The organism is Bacillus sp. AL-1R (genome assembly GCF_052180195.1).
Lineage (GTDB): Bacteria > Bacillota > Bacilli > Bacillales > Bacillaceae_G > Gottfriedia.
Genome location: NZ_CP197469.1, coordinates 2,970,429 through 2,989,829 on the forward strand (window position 1 = coordinate 2,970,429; position 19,401 = coordinate 2,989,829).

19 protein-coding genes are annotated in these 19,401 nt (G+C 32.9%); 2 read left to right on the plus strand and 17 right to left on the minus strand.

All coding sequences use genetic code 11. The features are described 5' to 3' along the window. Positions 1-115: 115 nt before the first annotated feature. Positions 116-1,423 (minus strand): DEAD/DEAH box helicase, encoded by a 1,308-nt coding sequence (locus ACSBO6_RS14275; protein ID WP_098844937.1) that lies wholly within the window; start codon positions 1,421-1,423, stop codon positions 116-118. Between the two features lie 225 nt (positions 1,424-1,648). On the opposite strand from ACSBO6_RS14275, the gene vrrA reads away from it, so the two are divergent. Together vrrA and ACSBO6_RS14285 are read left to right on the plus strand one after the other, a co-directional pair. Continuing rightward, positions 1,649-2,446, plus strand: a complete 798-nt coding sequence (vrrA, locus tag ACSBO6_RS14280) for a VrrA/YqfQ family protein (RefSeq protein WP_098844938.1) — start codon at positions 1,649-1,651, stop codon at positions 2,444-2,446. 81 nt (positions 2,447-2,527) lie between these two features. After that, the gene (locus tag ACSBO6_RS14285) at positions 2,528-3,472 is read left to right on the plus strand and encodes a 4-hydroxy-3-methylbut-2-enyl diphosphate reductase (RefSeq protein WP_498843537.1); all 945 of its coding nucleotides are present in this window, start codon (positions 2,528-2,530) and stop codon (positions 3,470-3,472) included. A gap of 47 nt (positions 3,473-3,519) precedes the next feature. On the opposite strand, the gene ACSBO6_RS14290 is transcribed toward ACSBO6_RS14285, so the two are convergent. The 16 genes from ACSBO6_RS14290 to yqfD all read right to left on the minus strand — a co-directional run bounded on the left by ACSBO6_RS14290 (position 3,520) and on the right by yqfD (position 19,377). After that, positions 3,520-4,638 (minus strand): Nif3-like dinuclear metal center hexameric protein, encoded by a 1,119-nt coding sequence (locus ACSBO6_RS14290; protein ID WP_498843538.1) that lies wholly within the window; start codon positions 4,636-4,638, stop codon positions 3,520-3,522. Further along, positions 4,635-5,342 (minus strand): tRNA (adenine(22)-N(1))-methyltransferase, encoded by a 708-nt coding sequence (locus tag ACSBO6_RS14295; RefSeq protein ID WP_498843539.1) that lies wholly within the window; start codon positions 5,340-5,342, stop codon positions 4,635-4,637. Before ACSBO6_RS14295 ends, ACSBO6_RS14290 begins: the two co-directional genes overlap by 4 nt. 105 nt (positions 5,343-5,447) lie before the next feature. Continuing rightward, complete coding sequence (gene cccA, locus ACSBO6_RS14300; RefSeq protein ID WP_498843540.1) at positions 5,448-5,804, minus strand: cytochrome c550; 357 nt, start codon at positions 5,802-5,804, stop codon at positions 5,448-5,450. A gap of 809 nt (positions 5,805-6,613) precedes the next feature. Further along, positions 6,614-7,732, minus strand: coding sequence for an RNA polymerase sigma factor RpoD (gene rpoD / locus ACSBO6_RS14305; protein WP_087998883.1), 1,119 nt, complete (start codon positions 7,730-7,732; stop codon positions 6,614-6,616). 29 nt (positions 7,733-7,761) lie between these two features. Beyond that, positions 7,762-9,570, minus strand: a complete 1,809-nt coding sequence (dnaG, locus tag ACSBO6_RS14310; protein WP_098844943.1) for a DNA primase — start codon at positions 9,568-9,570, stop codon at positions 7,762-7,764. Positions 9,571-10,099: 529 nt separating this feature from the next. Then, complete coding sequence (locus ACSBO6_RS14315; RefSeq protein WP_498843541.1) at positions 10,100-10,912, minus strand: pyruvate, water dikinase regulatory protein; 813 nt, start codon at positions 10,910-10,912, stop codon at positions 10,100-10,102. A 20-nt stretch (positions 10,913-10,932) separates the two neighbouring features. After that, positions 10,933-11,571 (minus strand): transcriptional regulator CcpN, encoded by a 639-nt coding sequence (gene ccpN, locus ACSBO6_RS14320; RefSeq protein ID WP_098844945.1) that lies wholly within the window; start codon positions 11,569-11,571, stop codon positions 10,933-10,935. A gap of 97 nt (positions 11,572-11,668) precedes the next feature. Beyond that, positions 11,669-12,454: a DNA repair protein RecO gene (gene recO / locus ACSBO6_RS14325; protein ID WP_098844946.1), complete on the minus strand. Its 786-nt coding sequence runs from the start codon at positions 12,452-12,454 to the stop codon at positions 11,669-11,671. Positions 12,455-12,481: 27 nt separating this feature from the next. Further along, positions 12,482-12,625, minus strand: a complete 144-nt coding sequence (locus ACSBO6_RS14330; RefSeq protein WP_069034173.1) for a YqzL family protein — start codon at positions 12,623-12,625, stop codon at positions 12,482-12,484. A 231-nt stretch (positions 12,626-12,856) separates the two neighbouring features. Then, on the minus strand, positions 12,857-13,765 hold the full coding sequence (gene era / locus ACSBO6_RS14335; protein WP_098844947.1) for a GTPase Era: 909 nt from the start codon (positions 13,763-13,765) through the stop codon (positions 12,857-12,859). Next, the gene (locus ACSBO6_RS14340; RefSeq protein ID WP_098844948.1) at positions 13,758-14,156 is read right to left on the minus strand and encodes a cytidine deaminase; all 399 of its coding nucleotides are present in this window, start codon (positions 14,154-14,156) and stop codon (positions 13,758-13,760) included. The genes era and ACSBO6_RS14340 overlap by 8 nt, the downstream gene beginning before the upstream one ends. A 44-nt stretch (positions 14,157-14,200) precedes the next feature. Beyond that, positions 14,201-14,581 (minus strand): diacylglycerol kinase family protein, encoded by a 381-nt coding sequence (locus tag ACSBO6_RS14345; RefSeq protein WP_098844949.1) that lies wholly within the window; start codon positions 14,579-14,581, stop codon positions 14,201-14,203. After that, the gene (gene ybeY / locus ACSBO6_RS14350) at positions 14,562-15,038 is read right to left on the minus strand and encodes an rRNA maturation RNase YbeY (RefSeq protein ID WP_025671608.1); all 477 of its coding nucleotides are present in this window, start codon (positions 15,036-15,038) and stop codon (positions 14,562-14,564) included. Before ybeY ends, ACSBO6_RS14345 begins: the two co-directional genes overlap by 20 nt. Positions 15,039-15,047: 9 nt before the next feature. Next, positions 15,048-17,150, minus strand: a complete 2,103-nt coding sequence (locus tag ACSBO6_RS14355; protein WP_498843542.1) for an HD family phosphohydrolase — start codon at positions 17,148-17,150, stop codon at positions 15,048-15,050. Between the two features lie 73 nt (positions 17,151-17,223). After that, positions 17,224-18,186 (minus strand): PhoH family protein, encoded by a 963-nt coding sequence (locus ACSBO6_RS14360; protein WP_098844951.1) that lies wholly within the window; start codon positions 18,184-18,186, stop codon positions 17,224-17,226. 3 nt (positions 18,187-18,189) lie between these two features. Continuing rightward, positions 18,190-19,377 (minus strand): sporulation protein YqfD, encoded by a 1,188-nt coding sequence (gene yqfD / locus ACSBO6_RS14365; RefSeq protein ID WP_098844952.1) that lies wholly within the window; start codon positions 19,375-19,377, stop codon positions 18,190-18,192. Positions 19,378-19,401: the final 24 nt, after the last annotated feature.

The window sequence follows — 19,401 nt, forward strand, 5'->3', positions numbered from 1 at the left end:
GCTCCTACCTTCATTAATCATACTTACCATTTTAACATGAAAACCGATCATGGTTAAATTGTTCGCCTGTTTATAAAAGAAAAAAGAAAGGAATATTCTTCCTTTCTTTTTCAAACTACCTACTCGTTTTTCTTTTCACTTTATTTTTAAATGATTCTCTTTGTTCATTCAGTTTACGTTTATAGCCTGGTTTAACTTTAGATGGTTTTTTAATTGCTTTAGTAGCAACTGCATCTAAATTACGATCCGTTTTTTTACGTAGCTTACGTTTTGAGCGTGGTCCTAAATCAACCCATTCACCTTTTTTAAGTTCACGATGCTCAAATGTAATTCCACGATCTTGAAGCTTGTCTAATGCTTGTTCATCTTCTTGATCATAAATTGTAATTGCAGTTCCAGAGAAGTTTGCACGCCCTGTACGACCTACTCGGTGGACATAAAAATCTAAATCTGCTGGTAATTCGATATTGATTACATGACTTACCCCTTCAATATCAATTCCTCGGGAAGCTAAGTCAGTCGCAACAATATATTGAAATTCTAGATCTTGAATTTGCTTCATCATTTTTTTACGTTCACGAGGACTTAAATCACCATGAATTTGACCAACTTTTAAGCCATATGATGATAATTGAGTCGCAACTTCTTCAGCCTTTTTCTTCGTATTTGTAAAGACAATTGCTAAATATGGTTGAAAACTCAATAAAATATCTTTTGCCATTTTAACTTTGTCCTTATGGCGGCTTGGTACAATAATATGTTCAATTTTCTGAGCTGAAAGTTGTTGAGGATTAATATGGATATGTTCAGGATTTTCCATATACTTTTTCAAAAACGGTTTAAGTTTCTCAGGAATTGTCGCTGAAAAAACAAGCATTTGTAGTTTCTTAGGCATTTTTGATGCAACTTGATCTACATCATGAATAAATCCCATGTCTAACATTAAATCTGCTTCATCTACTACTAAATACTTTGTAGTATGGACTAATAACACATTATCATTTACTAAATCTTTAATACGTCCAGTAGTTCCAACTACAATATGCGGTTGTTTTTTAAGTTTTTCAACAGTACGTTTATAGTCGGTACCCCCTACGAAGTTTTTAGCAGTTAATTGCTCATCTTCTGGACAACATTCAATGATTGATTGGACATCATTATAAATTTGAGTTGCTAGTTCACGAGTTGGAGCAGTTATTACTAATTGCACTTGATCTAAAGATGGATCTAATGTATTTATTGTCGGAATTAGATATGCATGAGTCTTTCCTGACCCTGTTTGCGATTGACCAATTACACTACGTCCAGTTTTAACTTGAGGAATGATCTTTTGTTGAATTTCTGTTGGTTCAGTAAAGTGTTTCTTCTCTATCGCTTCCAAAATAAATGGTTTTAATTGAAAATTTTTAAATGAAATTGCCATATAACTCACCTTCTTAATTTAAACTTTCTATGTAATGAGGAAACGTTCTCCCCGTACAAAATAGCTACAATTATCTATTATACAATAGATTTGCCCAATAAAGCTAATTCTAATTTTTCTTTCTTCTTTAGTAGCATTTTATTTTTTATTCTGTCCTATACTAACCATTTCAAATTATGTGCATAGCCTAAGTAATAAAGAGTATTTCTGAAAGGAGGCATTAGATTGGGATTACTTGATAAGTTTAAGAATAAAAATAAACAGCCTTTTCCAATGAACGGCCCAAATTATTATAATAGTTATCAACATCCTTATCAAAATTTTCAAAATCCATACGGTGTAAGACCAAATTTTAATCAACGGTATCCTTATCCCCAATCACCGCAGCAACCTTTTATGCAACAACAACAACAACAACAACAATTTTATCCACCAGTTCAACAAATAGTTGGGCTACAAAATCATTATCAGCAACCAATTTCATATCAGCCGAAATTAAACGCACATCAACAATATATAAACCAAAATAAAATTTTACAACCTGTTCCTTTTCAAAATCAGCCCGTCATGCAAGCACCAGGCAGTAGTAATTATCAGCAACAAGGAACTCAAAATCTATACCCAATGACTGGGCAACCACCCGAAAAAGAAAATGATGGCAGTCCAGGATTTTTCTCGCGTTTATTGGGTGGAGATACTTCGATTACAGGTGTCATCGGTGGTATGCAAAAAGCTGTTCAAGCAGCTCAACAAGTCACGCCAATGATTCAACAATATGCACCTGCTATTAAAAATTTCCCTTCAATATATAAAATATTTAAAGCAGTCAATACCGACGATCCAGTTGATACAAAAAAAAGTAAAAAAAATGATGCAAGTGGAATAATTGAAGTTAAACAAACAAACGAATCAAAACCAAAAAAAAGAAAAAAAGCTCCAATTAAATCAGAAGTAGTAGAACCATCTAATACGATTGAAGAAACTGCATCAAACGTAAATCCAAAACCAAAATTGTTTATGTAAATTTTCTTTTTCTTTGTATAGTAGCATCTTCCTCCTTTATAATAAAAAATGACAATAATATTATAAAGGAGGGGCTACTCCATGAAAGTTATTAAAGTTACCCCACGAGGCTATTGCTACGGAGTTGTAGATGCAATGGTCATTGCAAGAAATGCAGCTAAAGACCCATCATTACCAAGACCTATCTACATACTTGGTATGATTGTTCATAATAAACATGTTACAGACGCTTTTGAAGAAGAAGGGATCATTACGTTAGATGGTCCAAGCAGATTAGATATCCTAGATAAGATTGAAAAAGGGACTGTTATTTTTACAGCTCACGGAGTTTCTCCAGAAGTAAAATCAAAAGCAATAAAAAAAGGGCTTACGACGATTGATGCGACATGTCCTGATGTTACCAAAACACATGATTTAATTAAAGAACGAATGGCTGAAGGCTATCACTTTATTTATATCGGTAAAAAAGGCCATCCGGAACCAGAAGGCGCTGTTGGAATTGCTCCTTCAATTGTTCACCTAATTCAAAATAAATCTGATATTGATGCTTTGGACATCCCGACTGATAAAATTATCATTACAAATCAAACAACTATGAGCCAATGGGATGTAGTAGAATTAATTCAATACGCAATTAAAAAGTATCCTAGCGCTCATGTTCATAAAGAAATTTGTATGGCAACTCAAGTACGTCAAGAAGCAATTGCTGATCAAGCAAGCCAAGCTGATTTAACAATTGTCGTAGGTGACCCGATGAGTAATAACTCAAATAGACTTGCACAAGTTTCGCATGAAATTGCAGGCACAAAGGCATATCGTATTTCAGATATTACTGAACTTCAGTTAAAATGGTTAGAAGGCGTTGAGACTGTAGCAGTTACTTCTGGAGCATCTACTCCAACACCGATTACTCGAGAAGTTATCGCATTTTTGGAGAAGTATGATCCAAATGATGAAAGCACTTGGGATACAAAATCAGGGGTAGAATTAAATAAAATACTTCCTAAAGTTAGAATAAAAGACTAAAAAATAGGACTTCTGGATGTTTAACCAGAAGTCCTATTTTTAAACTTTTAAATAAATGTAAATGGATCCGTGTGAATTGTTGAAGCAATAATTTCACAAGCCATGTTTTTTTCTTTTAATTTATTATCTAAAAGACGTTTAACACCTAATTTCATTACTTTTTCAATATTGTGACCTGCATCCACTATATTTAAATTTAGCATTTTCCAATCTTGTGCCACGTGGTAATAGATATCACCACTTAAATAAACATCTGCGCCATTTCTTTTTGCATGATAGGCAAACTTATTTCCATCTCCACCTACAATTGCAACCTTCTTTACGCGATCACTTAAGTTCCCTACCACTCTTACACCTTGTAGATCTAATTTTTCTTTTACATAATGCGCAAATTCTTCTAATGAAATTGCTTCTTTAAGGCTCCCTATTCTTCCAATTCCAAATGACTTGCCTTCATTTTCTAGAGTGTATGTATCATATGCTACTTCTTCATACGGATGAGATTTTTTCATCACTTTCAGAACATGTTTTAATTTTAATTGTGGAACAACTGTTTCGAGCTTTACCTCTTCAACTTTTTCTAATTGACCTTGTTGCCCAATATATGGTGTTGTCCCCTCTAACGGCATAAATGCCCCTGTTCCATTCGAACTAAAGCTACAGTGACTGTATTGACCAATATGACCTGCTCCAGCTTCACATATTGCATTTAATACATCTTCTGCATGTGATTTCGGTACAAATACAACTAATTTAATTAATTTTTCCACATACGTAGGAGCGAGAACGCTTGTATTTTCCAATTGTAAACCTTCAGCTAAAAAATCACTCACACCAGTTTCTGCAATATCAACATTTGTATGTGCTGCAAAAACGGCTATATCATGTTTAATACAAAGTTCCACTATTTTACCAGGTTCAGTGTCTGTATCAATCTTTTTTAGAGGACGATAAATGATCGGATGATGAGCAATTATTAGGTTCGCTCCTATTGTAATTGCTTCTTCTACTACCTCTTTTGTGACATCTAATGCAATTAATACCTTTGTCACTTGTTTTGATAATGTACCTATTTGAAGACCATTTGGATCACCTTCCTCAGCTAAATGCTTAGGGAATAGTTCTTCAAATTGCTGTACTACTTGAAAACCATTTATCGATTTCATGAAAGCACCTCTTTTATCCACTCAAGTTTCTGTTCGATTTCTTTCATTTTCTGAACTGATTCCTCTGTTTGTTTTGCAGATTCAAGTTGAGTTAAGATTCTTTCAAAATTATTTTTTTCATGCTCCCATTTCTTCTTAAATGCTTCATTTTTGTCTCTTAATAAGTAAGGACCTATAAATATCTCCATCTCTTTCTTTTTGCCATATACACTATTTAAATTTGATTTAGAAGCTACTAAAATTTCATAGATTTTTCCATCTTCTTCTAATATATCTTCTTCCACAAGAGAATATCCTTCTTTATCAAGCCAATTTCTAATTTGATGTGCACCTATATTCGGTTGTAATATTAACGTTTCAACACCTTGAAGTTTTTCTTTACCATTTTCTAATATGCTTGAAATTAAAGAACCACCCATTCCAGCTATTGTTATGACATCTACTTCGTTAGGTTCTAAAACCTCTAACCCGTCTCCCATTCTCGCTTCTACAATACCTTCTAGCCCACTTTGACGAATCGTAGAACGTGCTGAATTATATGGACCTTCAGTAATTTCCCCTACAATTGCTGAGGTACATCTTTTATTTAATACTGCATAACAAGGTAAATAAGCATGATCTGAACCAATATCAGCTAATTTAGTTCCCTCTGGTATGTAGTCAAATACTCTTTTTAAACGCTTTGATAAATTAACTTCATTCATAAAAAATCACCATTTCATTTTATTTTCATAACATCATTTTACACTATAGTAGTAAAGAAACCAAAATGACCTCTTCTTAATGAAGAGGTCATTTTATATGCTTGCTTATTTTTTCTCAGATAACCATTTAGCAACAGCATCCAATTGTGGTCCTTGTACTAAACCAGCTGGCATTCCGCCTTCTTTACCGTTTTTAAGAATGTCTTTAATTTCATCTTCTGAGTATTTTGAACCTACTTTAGTTAAGTTTGGTCCTACAACCCCTTGTAATTGATCACCATGACAGCTAACACATGTTTGAGCGTATATTTCATCTGGTTTAGTAGAAGCTGTTTGCTCTTGTTTTTTATCACCATTGGCAATTTCATCAGCTTGCTTAGCACCTTTTAATGAAATAATTAGCATGACTGCGATTCCTAATGCTGCAATTAATGCAAAAGGAATTAATGGATTTCGTTTCATTATGATCCCCCTTATGTAACCCCTTAAAAAATGATATAAATTACTATAACATTATTATTGTATACGATTAAAAACAATAAAAAAAGTATTATATTGGATAAATTTAAAAATTGTTAAACGATTTCAAAATTATATAAACCTTCCTACTATTAAGAAGTAAATTCTACATAGTATAAATGCAAATTATATTTGTATAAACTCACCTCTCGATAAATGAAATAAGTAAGTTTTTTTAAGAAACCAATTTAACCCTTTCTTCAACCATTTTACTTTTCATTTGATTTTAATCATTCCCACGAAAACTAAAGCAAAAGATTCTACCATTCCATTAAATAATTGCTATTACGATATAGGTAATATGTCTTTAAACAATTTATTTTATATTTAGTAGTATTGAACTAATTATAAAAATTATTAAAAAAGTAGAGAAAATGAGTATTTGCAAATTTAAAGACAATTCTGTAAAATAAAGTAAATAGATATCCAATTGTTTAAAATGATGGAATTACTACTAGCATCTCCATAATTTATATTAACCATTTTTGCTTAAATTATCCTTTGATTCTTTTTTAGAATAAATCATTAAAGATCAATTTCATTCTAAGAGAATCTGATTTCCATCACTCTTTAGTTAACCGTTTTAGCATTAACTAGTATGTAGCATAGCACTACAATTGTCTATTTAGAACAGACATTCGATATATTTTGACATTTTTTTATTGTGACATATGTACTAATTAAAACGTTTTCATTTTCTTTTAGATGAAAAAAAAGTTTACCCTATTACGGATAAACTCTTTTTAAACATCCTATTCTAAGAAATCTTTTAGACGTTTGCTGCGGCTTGGATGACGTAATTTACGTAGAGCTTTTGCTTCAATTTGACGAATACGCTCACGTGTAACCCCAAATACTTTACCAACTTCTTCTAAAGTACGAGTGCGTCCGTCATCTAAACCAAATCGTAAACGTAGAACATTTTCTTCACGATCTGTTAATGTATCAAGAACATCTTCTAATTGCTCTTTTAGCATTTCATAAGCTGCATGCTCTGCTGGAGAAGTTGCTTCAGAATCTTCGATGAAATCACCTAAGTGTGAATCATCTTCTTCACCAATTGGTGTTTCTAATGAAACTGGCTCTTGAGCAATTTTAAGGATTTCTCTAACTTTTTCTGGTGGTAAATCCATTTCTTCACCAATTTCTTCAGGAGATGGCTCGCGACCTAAATCTTGAAGCAATTGACGTTGAACACGAATTAATTTATTAATTGTTTCCACCATATGAACTGGAATACGGATCGTTCTTGCTTGGTCAGCAATTGCACGAGTAATCGCTTGACGAATCCACCAAGTAGCATATGTACTAAATTTATAACCTTTACGATAATCAAACTTTTCAACGGCTTTGATTAATCCCATATTACCTTCTTGAATAAGGTCTAGGAATAACATACCACGTCCTACGTAACGTTTTGCAATACTAACTACTAATCGTAAGTTCGCTTCCGCTAGACGTCGTTTCGCTTCCTCATCGCCTTCTTCAATTCGTTTCGCTAAATTGATTTCATCTTGTCCAGAAAGTAAATCAACTCGACCAATTTCTTTTAGGTACATACGTACTGGGTCATTTATTTTTACTCCAGGAGGAACACTTAAATCATTTAAGTCAAATTCTTCTTCCTTTTCTAATTGAGCTCCTCTAGGTTCGTCATCAGCGTCACCAACAATATCAATACCTTGTTCACCTAGTTGCTCATAAAATTCTTCAAGTTGATCTGAATCAATTTCAAATCCATTTAAACGATCTGCAATTTCTTCATATGTAATTACACCACGTTTTTTACTATTTTCAATTAATAATGCTTTTACTTGATCAAGTGTTACTTCTGTTTCCGTATCTTTAGAACGAGCCGATTTATCAGCCATCTGTTCCCCTCCTTCGAAAAGTTCGCGAATCATTTAACATATTTCATACTAGATCTTAGCTGTGTAATTTGTTGGAGAATCGTTGCAGCTTTTACAAAATCTCCTTCACGTTCAGCTTTTTTCAGATCTATTTCTTTTTCACGTATACGTTGTTGTTTATCATAGTTGTTTAATGCATCTAAATAATCCTTTAACTCTCGCTCTGTTAGTTCAGGTGCTATCTGTAAATTGACAATTTTTGAAACTACTTCAAGTAACCTTTTTGAAGGAAGGTAATTCATAAATTTACTAATATTAGACTCATTGCCCTCTTCATAATAAGCATAAAGATGGATTATAATCTCGGAATAATCATTATTGTAGAATAGACCCTGATATTGCTGTCTTACTTTTTCAGCTACTTCCCTGCTATTTAACATATGAGCTAAAAGTAATTGTTCAGCTCTAACATGTGCGGGTAGAAGTGTCTTATTTGTAATATCGCGTTTGATATCAGTTTTTACTTCTGTTACATTAGATATACGATTTGCCTGATTACTATATTGTCCAAATTCCTTCTTAAGTACTTCAATCGAGATAGAAAACTCTTTTGAGAGTTGATTTAAGTAATAATCTTGTTCAATCAATTGACTTAGTTTAGCAATTTCCTGTAGCATTTCTTTAATATACTGAAATTTTACAGTTTCATCTAAAAGATTTTTTCCTTTTCGATGATATTGCATTTTAAAACTCATTAATGATACACTAGCTTCAATAATAGAGGTATTAAATTTTTCTGGACCAAATTTTCTTATATATTCATCTGGATCTAAGCCATCAGGCATTTGTGCAACTTTAATTGTAAATCCTTCTTTTTGAAGAATTTTAGCTGCTTTTTCAGTTGCGTTAATACCGGCCTGATCTGAATCATAGCAAATAATAATTTGATCAACAGATGTTTTCAAGACTTTTGCTTGATCCTCTGTCAATGAAGTTCCCATAGTTGCGACTGCATCATGGACACCAGCTCTAAACGCAGAAATGACATCTGCAAAACCTTCCATCAAAATTGCCCGATTTTGCTTTCGCATGACATTCTTTGCTTGGTAAAATTGATATAATAATTTTCCTTTATGGAAAATTGAAGATTCAGGACTATTTAGATATTTTGGTGATCCTTCACCCATTATTCTTCCGCTGAATGCAACAATTTTTCCTTGATGGTTATGAATTGGAAAGATTAATCGATTTCGAAATCGATCATAGTAATTACCATCACGTTCACTTCGAATAACTAAACCAGCTTTCTCCATGATCGGCATTGGATAGCCACGTTTTTCTAACACCTTAGTAACAGCATCCCAAGAATCTAAAGCAACCCCAAGCTCAAAATGCTTTATTTCCTCTTTAGAAATTCCTCTGTTAAGAAGGTATTCTAACGCTTGTTTACCTTCTGTTGTGTTAACTAATAGATGATGATAGTACTTTTTTACAAACTCATGAGCTTCAAGCATAATGCCTTGCTCTGTAGCTTGTGGATTCTTCACTGTGTCAACTGCATCTGAAGGTAAAGTGATATTTGTCTTTTTTGCAAGCTGATGGACAGACTCTTGAAAGTTTAGCCCTTCAAGCTGCATAATGAAAGAAATCGCATTTCCTCCAGCACCGCATCCAAAACAATGAAAAATTTGTTTCTCTGGAGACACAGAAAAAGATGGTGTACTTTCTCCATGAAAAGGACAAAGTCCAAAATAATTTCTTCCTTGTTTTTTCAGAGGAACATATTCACTTACTACATCAACTATGTCAACTGACTGACGAACCTGTTCGACAAGTTCATCGGGAATTCTGTTTCCCATACTGACAGCTCCATATACTATTTTATTCGATAAAACTCACTGTATTCCTTCATAATTCGACAAAAATATTTCCATATATTTTAACTTAAGTTTATTTTCGTTATTTATATATGAATTAATCATTTTATCTAAAAAGAAGTCTAAACAGTAGTACATAAGCATTGCATTCAACTGCTAGTTCTGGTTTTCATTAACCCATTTATTTATCGCTTATGATTAATTTCTACACGTCTTTTGTAATTCCTTCAAAACATGTATCGATTTATGTAGTTTTATTTCCATCTTTCAATAAACTAGGAAGCACATATTCATAGTTTATTCGTAAGTATAAAAAGTTAAACCTATTATTAGTTCATTTCATACAATTTTTTATTATAATCTATTTTAAATAGGAAATCTAGCAATAAGTACTAAAGAATTTCAACTTTTATTTGCGAACTAATTTAATGAAAAGTTTTATTAGAAAAGTTGAAAACACATTAGATTACTCTAATGTGTCAGCTAAATAAAAATCGTTCATCATTTTTAATTATCTTATCTGCTTACTTTGATAATAATAATTTAATATTACATTAGCGGATTCTTCTACTGCCTTACTTGAAACATCTACAACTTTGCAACCAATTTGGTTCACAACATCATTGAAATGTTTTAGTTCATCTTCAATCCTTTTAATATTAGCATAACTAGCCCCGTCATGAAGTCCTAATGAAATTAGACGTTCTTTTCGAATATGGTTTAACTTTTCAGGAGAAATCATTAGCCCAATACACTTTTCTTTCGGAACCTTAAGTAGTTGTTCTGGTGGATCTACTTCTGGAACTAAAGGCACATTGGCAACTTTAAATCCTTTATGCGCAAGATATTGTGATAAAGGAGTTTTAGATGTTCTAGATACTCCAATTAAGACGATATCAGCTTTTTCTATACCTCTTGGATCTCTTCCATCATCATATTTAACAGCAAATTCAATTGCCTCTATACGTTGGAAATAATCTTCGTCTAATTTCCGAACAACTCCAGGTTCATTTCTAGGCTCAAGTTTATGAATCGTTGAAATTTTATCGATTAATGGACCGATTAAGTCGTATACGATAACGCCTGCACCTTTGGCTTCTTCTAATAATTTCTTTCTCATATCAGGTTTTACTAATGTAAATACAATAATACCATTATTTTCTTTTGCTACTTGAACTATTTCAATTAATGTTGCATTATCTTCAACGTATGGTACACGTCTAATCTCGAATTTTTCATGAAATTGACTAATAGCTGCCTTTACGACATGCTCTGCTGTTTCACCAACAGAATCTGATACAACATAAACGATTGAATTGCCCATATGTTCACCTCTTAACTTTACTAAAACATATCATTGTTCATTAAGTCTACAATCGCACGAGTAAAATTTGTTTTTGTAAATCGACCAATAACCTCAAGTCCATGCTCACTTTCACGAACAACAGGGACAGCATCAATTTGTTTTTCAATTAAACTCTTAGCTACATTATAAATTGTATCATCTTTATAGCAAATTGTAATGTTTGGCATCCTCGTCATAATAATATCTACCGGTAATGTATGCAAATCTTTATTCCCTATACTTGCACGGAGTAAATCTTTTCTCGAAAGTACTCCAGTTAAAACCGAATTTTGATCAACAACAAATAATGTTCCTACATCCTCAAGAAACATTGTAACAATCGCATCATACACTGATGAACTTCGATCTACGACAACAGGAATCGCCTGAAATTCCTTTACGGTCAATTTTTTAATTCTGTCAATGACTTGTGCACCACTTGTTCTTCCTGTGTAATAATATCCTACTCGCGGTCTTGCCTCTAAAAAACCAGTCATTGTAAGAATAGCTAAATCCGGGCGAAGCGTAGCTCTAGTAAGTGCTAGCTTATCTGCTATATGTTCACCTGTAATTGGTCCATTATTTTTTACAATTTCAAGAATTTGAGTTTGTCTTTTTGTCAGTTCGATTTCCCTCACCCCTAACTATCCAATATGTTATACTCTCTAATAAATATTATATACTATTTTTACAATTTAAAAAAGAAAGAAGGAAATAGGTAGCCTATTTCCTTCCTTAGGTTTCTGAATTTTTATTAGTTTTCAGAAAATTTTCCATGTTTTTTAATTGCTCTAAAAATTTTCGTGACTTTAAATAGATCCCACTATATTCATCATAAAAAGAAAATAAAATTTGTTGTAAGTTTTTCTTTGTTGCATCACTAACCTCAATTTTACCAAGCCGATTTACATCAAAATGATAAAATAACCTCATTAACTTAACCGACTTTTCAGTGACTGAAAATGCATATGGATCAGTATGTTTACAACGCTGACATAAAAACCCACCTTCTCTAACAGAAAAAGCTACAAAAATATTTTCATTCGCACTGCATTTACAATTTATACATTGATCAAAAAATGGGTGGTATCCTAATACAGGTATCATTTTCGTCATAAATAAATAAGTCAAAACTTCAGCGTCAGAACCTTCATTCATGTGCTGAAGTAATTGAAGGAGCAATTCAAATAAATACGGATTATTTTTTTTCTCTTCAACCGCTTTATCAGTCAACTCTACAATAATTGATGCATATGCAGTGGCAACTAAATCACTTCTTAATTCACGAAATGAATCAATTAGTTCTCCCTGACTTAATGTACCAAGACCAGACCCTTTTTGAATTAAAAACGACCCATATGTAAAGAGTTGTGTAACAGAAGCAAGTCGACTATTTGTCTTCTTTGCTCCTCTTGCCACAACTCCTATCTTACCTAATTCTCTTGTTAAGAGAGTAATAATAACATTTGATTCTCCATAAGCGTTAGCTCGTAATACAATTCCTTCTACACGCTGTAACAATTAACTCACCATCCAATTGGATGAAGGTTAAGTATGTAGGGAATCAATATCAGCTATTTCTTCATCAATGTAACTTTTCTGATCCACATGTTCCTGTTCAAGCTGTTTAAACAATAAATATGTCTCAACATTTCCAGTTTTAGAAAAGACATCCCAGGTAAAATTCAACATTGAGAAACCACCTTTCAAGAATAGCTACAACTCATTGCTCATTACCTATAGCCAATTACTTTCCCTGCTTACTTATAATGTGACCTTCTCTCCCGATTTTCATGTGTATAAAATTTATTAAAATTACAAATAAAATGCTTGCAAAATTACAAGAACTATGTTTTTGGGTCTTGAACAAACGGTCATATTCTAGCCCTCTAATACTTTACCCAATCCCTTAAATTTTGCCTATTAATACTCATCTTCACGGAAACCTAAATCTCTTAATTGAGACATACGATTTCGCCAATCTTTTTGAACCTTAACCCACAACTCTAAGAATACTTTTGTATCAAGTAAGTTTTCTATATCTAATCTAGCACGCTTGCCAACCTCTTTTAACATGCTACCTTGCTTACCGATAATAATTCCTTTTTGGGAAGATCGTTCAACGACAATAGTTGCATTGACGTATATTGCATTTCCTTCTGGTCTTCTTTCAATTTGCTCAATAATAACAGCAATTGAATGGGGAACCTCTTCTCTAGTCAAATGCAATACTTTTTCTCTTATTAATTCTGAAATGATAAATCTTTCAGGATGATCTGTTACTTGATTTGCAGGATAATATTGTGGACCTTCTGGTAAATAACTTTTAATTACTTTTAATAAACGATCAACATTATTCCCTTGTAATGCTGAGATTGGAACAATTTCAGCAAATTTGAATAAATCTTTGTATTTATTAATTAAATCAAATAATTGATCAGGATGAATTGTATCAATTTTATTAATGACTAAAATAACTGGACTACGACTACCTTGCAGCTTCTCAATAATAAATTCATCCCCACGACCAAATCCTTCATTGGCATTTACCATAAATAACGTAGCGTCAACATCTTTAATTGATTCTTGAGCTACCTTTACCATAAAATCACCAAGTTTATGTTTTGGTTTATGGATTCCTGGCGTGTCAATAAAGACAATTTGTGCATCATCTTCTGTAAAAACGCCTTGAATTTTATTACGAGTTGTTTGAGGTTTATCACTCATTATAGCTATTTTTTGACCAATTACTCGATTTAAGAATGTACTCTTCCCTACATTTGGTCTACCTATAATTGAGACAAAACCTGATTTATAACTTTCTTTATTCATTCAAATCCTCCGATGTAAATGCTCCTGGCAATAATTCTTTTACTGTTGTTTCTTTTATTACTCCATTTAAGTTTGATAAATAGACGACTGTATCTGGACCACTTAGTTCAAATAAAACTTGACGGCACGCCCCACACGGTGCAACAGGTCCCTCAGTATCAGCGACAACTGCCACTGCTGAAAACTCTGTAATGCCATCTGAATATGCTTTAAATAATGCAGTTCGTTCTGCACAATTCGTTAGACCATATGATGCATTTTCAATGTTACAACCATGAATAACTTGGCCATCCTTTGTAAGCAAAGCTGCACCAACTTGAAATTTCGAATATGGTACATATGCGTTTTCTCTAGCTTTTATCGCTTCATTAATAAGTTGTTGTTTATCCATTATATAGCCTCCTATATAAGCCCGAACACGAAATTGGGGTCTTATTAACGTAGTATAGTAAAATACGGAAAAAATAGCAAAGCACCTATAATGATTGAAACAATCGCAGCAACTAACACCGCACCTGCAGCTACATCCTTCGCTTTTTTGGCTAAAGGATGTTTAGTCGGTGATGCTAAATCTACAACCGCTTCAATTGAAGTATTAACAAGCTCTAGCGAAATGACAATTGTAATAATAAGCAAAAGGATTAACCAATCTATTCGACTAATATGTAAATAAAATGCAAGACCGATTGAAAGGAGTGCTGCAAATAAGTGGATTTTTATATTTCTTTCATCCTTAATGACTTTAAAAATTCCACTAAATGCAAAACCAAAAGATTTATATAATGGCGCCCTTTTTTTAGAGTCTTTCAAGGCCATATTTTTCTAATATTTCCTTTTGTTTTGTAAACATCACTTTCTCATCAGCTTCATTCATATGATCATAACCAAGTAAATGTAAACATCCATGAACTGCTAAAAAACCTAATTCACGACGGAACGAATGACCATACTCCTCAGCTTGTCTCTTTGTAGTAGGAATCGAAATGACAATATCGCCTAAAGTACGAGGTAAGTCAACTCCAATGATTTCAATTTCTCCTTCTCCTAATTCTTCCATAGGAAAAGAAATAACATCAGTAGCACGATCCTTCTCTCGATATTCTTTGTTAATTTCATGAATTCTTTCATCATCTACAAATGAAACGGCAATTTCAACTTCACCCGTTACACCTTCATATTCAAGTGCACATTCGAGCAAACCCTTTATATCAGATTGCTGTTCTTTCGTCACTTCATTTGTTTCATCTATAAAATCAATTTCTAATTGAACCATTATCTCACCTTATCTTTCATCTGGATATTGTATTCTAGAATGGAAAGTTCCTTTTAATGTCTCACATAATGATTTTTCAACAATATATAATTCTTTTAAATTTAATTCACACATTGCAAACTGACCATCATTCAAACGATCATTGATTATGGAAGAAACTAATACCTCGATTTTTTCCATATCAGGATCTTTTAACGAACGAACTGCAGCTTCTACACTATCAGCAATTCCTACGATAGCCGATTCCTTTGAATGAGCTTTTGGGCCTGGATATCTAAAATCACTTTCCTTCACATCAGGATTCGTCTCTTTTTCCTTATAATAAAAATACTTTAATAAAGTTGTACCATGATGCTCCGCTGCAATATCAATAATATCTTTTGGCATATTATATTTTTTTAGTATGTTTACCCCATCACTTACATGTCTTAAAATAATATCTTTACTTTGAATCGGTTTAATACGATCATGAGGATTATGACCACCCATTTGATTTTCAATAAAGAATCCTGGATTATTTGTTTTGCCTATATCATGATAATATGCTCCTACTCTAGCTAACAAACCATTTGCTCCAATCGCTTCACAAGCGCCTTCAGCTAAATTTGCAACCATTATACTATGATGGTATGTACCTGGAGCTTCTAATAAAATCTTTCTTAATAAAGGATGATTCGGACTACCTAACTCAACTAGCTTAAACGAAGACACCATGCCAAATGAATCTTCTACAAAAGGTAAAATCCCCATCGTAATGACACTAGATAAAACGCCTGAAGTAAGTCCCATTAATAAATAAATCCCGATTTCTACTGAAGAATATTGACCATTACGAATCAAGATCAATGAAAACAGAGTAGCAATATTAACAAGCGAAATTAATAATCCTGCATGAAGAATCATTGAACGCTTATTTTTTACCTCATTTAAAAATAAAACGGCGATTGAACTAAATAAAATATAGATTCCAGTTGAATAATTAATCGCCCCATTTACATCTTCATTAAACATTAAACTGCCGCAAATAGAGAAAATAATAGACGAAATCATTAAATATCGATTACCTAATAAGAACTTTATCAATAAAGTCCCAATCGCAACTGGAGCGACATAAACAAGCCCTGAAAACTCCACCTTTTGAAACAAGCTTACAATCTTTAAGATTAAAATTGTAAAGATTACAATACTATAGTATGTAACAATGTATATATTCCCTTTTTCTTTTAAGGTTGCCGTTTGTTTCAATACGAAGTACGCCAACACGCCAATTAATAAAATTAATCCTATATACGGTTGGATGGACTGTTTGTTTTTTATTAACCCAACTAATTTTAATTGATCATATTTTTCCTTTGTAATTGTTTCTCCAGCTTTTACTAAGACTTGTCCTTGTAAAATATAAACACTATCTACACTTTCACTTTCTAGACGTTTTCTCTCTTTTGTCTCCTCAGCATCAAAAAAGTAGTTTGGAACAATCGCAAATTCACCAATTGAGATCATCGCATCCTTAAGTGAAGGATTAACGCTTACATATGATAATTCATTTCTAAGCTTCCCACGAGATTCTTCGATTTGGTTTGTCGTAATTTCCTCAGACATTACATTGTTAATAGCTGTATTTAACGAGGCTTTAGAAATATTTAGCTGCTCTTCTGACGATTTTACTAACGTACTAAAGACACTATCTTCTAAGTTTTTACGAATATCATCAGGCAGTTTTTTCTTAACTTCCTCTGTTTCTTTATCAATTAATGCTTGTCCTTTAGGATGATCGCTCTTTGCATTTTCATTTTTCACTTCAGTTACAATATCAAAAATTGAATTTACTATGTCTATGCGTTTTTGAGTATAGCTTTCCTCATATTTATATACATCCTCAACTCTTGCTGCTGCTTCTAGTCGTTTTTTTGCCGTTGCTCCTTTATCCTCAATCGTGATAGGTGAATAAATATTATCATCAGCAATTGATAATAGCTGAATGTCGTATTTTACCGGTCTAACATGACTAACTAAAAGAAGAAAACTTAATAAGCAAAATGCAATGGTACATAGCAATATGACAAGAGTCTGATTTTTAAAACGTTGAATTAAAGTTTGCAAACTATTCATTGTTTCCCCTTTCTAGAAATGCACCTCATCATAAAAATACGAAATGACCCTATCAATGTAGGGTCACTACGAATCATTCTTTTGCTAAATCATAAGCTTGAATAATCTTTTGTACTAGTGGATGACGAACTACGTCGGTTTGTTCCAAAATTGTCATACCAATACCCTCAACACCTTTTAATGTATTTTGAGCTGATATTAAACCCGACTTTACTCCTTTAGGTAAATCAATTTGAGAAGGGTCACCTGTAATAACCATTTTAGAGCCAAATCCTAAACGAGTCAAAAACATCTTCATTTGAGCCATTGTCGTATTTTGAGCTTCATCCAAAATGACAAAGGCATCTTCTAAAGTACGTCCCCTCATATAAGCTAAAGGTGCAATTTCAATTGTTCCTCTTTCGATTAAACGCAAAGTATGCTCTTGTCCTAAAACATCGTGTAGAGCATCATACAATGGTCTTAAATATGGGTCAACCTTTTCCTTTAAATCTCCTGGTAAAAATCCTAAACTTTCGCCAGCTTCCACAGCAGGTCTTGTTAAAATAATTTTACTTACTTTATTATTTTTTAATGCTTGAACAGCCATGACAACTGCAAGATATGTTTTACCTGTACCAGCAGGCCCAATTCCAAATACTAAATCATTTGATTGGATTGCACGAAGATAATGTCTTTGTCCAAAAGTCTTAACCCGAATCGGTTTTCCTTTTTGATTCTTTATAATTTCTTCGTCATACAATCTTGCAAATGATGACAGTCTTCCTTCTTTAGCCATCTGAATTGAGTATGTAACATCCCTTGGTGTAATACTCACTCCATTTCGAATAACCTCTAAAAGAGCTTGAATGATTTGCTCAACAGTTTTCACATCTTCATTCGTACCTGAAACTTGTACAGATTGACCACGTGACACAATCTTAACATCAAGCAAATTTTCAATTATTTCTAGATGCTTATCGTTTGTACCAAATAAGGCAATTGCTTCGTTTGGATCCTCTAGTTGTTGATTAATCGTTAGTAGTTGTTCTGGCATTACTCAGTCCCCTTGAACAATAGTTTTCGTTTTAGTGATATCTTCTAAAACTTTATAATACATTCTTAAATTAACTTTACCATTGTCTATTGACTCGTGCAAAACTTTTTCTTGTAAAATCTTGGCATCTGGACTTAACTTTTTCATTAATTCCTTCTTACCAATTTCTTTTCCAAGTTGAGCAGCTTGTACTTTAGAGTATGTTCTAACATATTTTTCACTTTCCAGAATTGTTTTTTTACTAAAAAAAATCGGCAACTTCCATTTTAAAAATTTAAATTGATACGAACTAGTTTCATTTTCAAAAGACTTATATTTATTCTTATCAAAACCCCAAAATTTTATTTTATTTTCCTTCGTTCCAATATAATATCTAGTTTTTCTCTCTCCTGTAAGTACTGTAAACGGAGTATCTAAAGGGACACTAATAATTTCCTCTCTCCAAACTTCACCCATAATTTTGCCGACTGCTGGGACTAAAATAGGATGATCTTCAGTACCAATAATTCCAGATACTAATATTTGACCTTTTTTCACAAAGTCATTCTTCACTACAAGAGGCTTCCCTTTTTCAACAAACAGGCTTGAAATAACAGCTTCTTCACTTGCAATAATATGACGTGGTCGTAGCGTTTTCTCAGGCTTAGGAATATGTTTTTCTACTACCTCAAAATGAAAGGTAGTCCCATTTAATTGTACACCAATCCAAGTTAATGTTGGATTCTCATCTTGAAGCTTTTTTTGGATCGTTTGCATTTTTGGTAAAGCAAATTGAGATGCACCAGTCTTAACACCCATCGCAGTTAAATCTTTCCGAAGTTTATATTCCACATCAGGTGAAGCACCTTTTATATCAATTCGCCAAACCATATTTGATAGTAAAAATAATACAACCAAAAAGCCAACAACACCAACAACAAATCCAAAATACTTCCATGCTCGCTTAACTTCAAAAGGTAGTCCCTTCCGGCCAATAAAATAAACTTTATATTCTTTTTTTCGAGGAATATTCTTAATTCGTCTATAATCTTTCAATTCAATTGTAAACGTAATTGAATTTGTTCCACTTTTCCTCACATCGCGAAGTGGTATCCCTTTTCGCATACATTCATTTAAAAAACGTTCTGGTCCAAGCCCAATTACTTTAACTTGAACCATCCCCGTAAGATTTGAAGTCCATTCGTTTTTCATCCTAATCCCCCATGTTCATTAGAC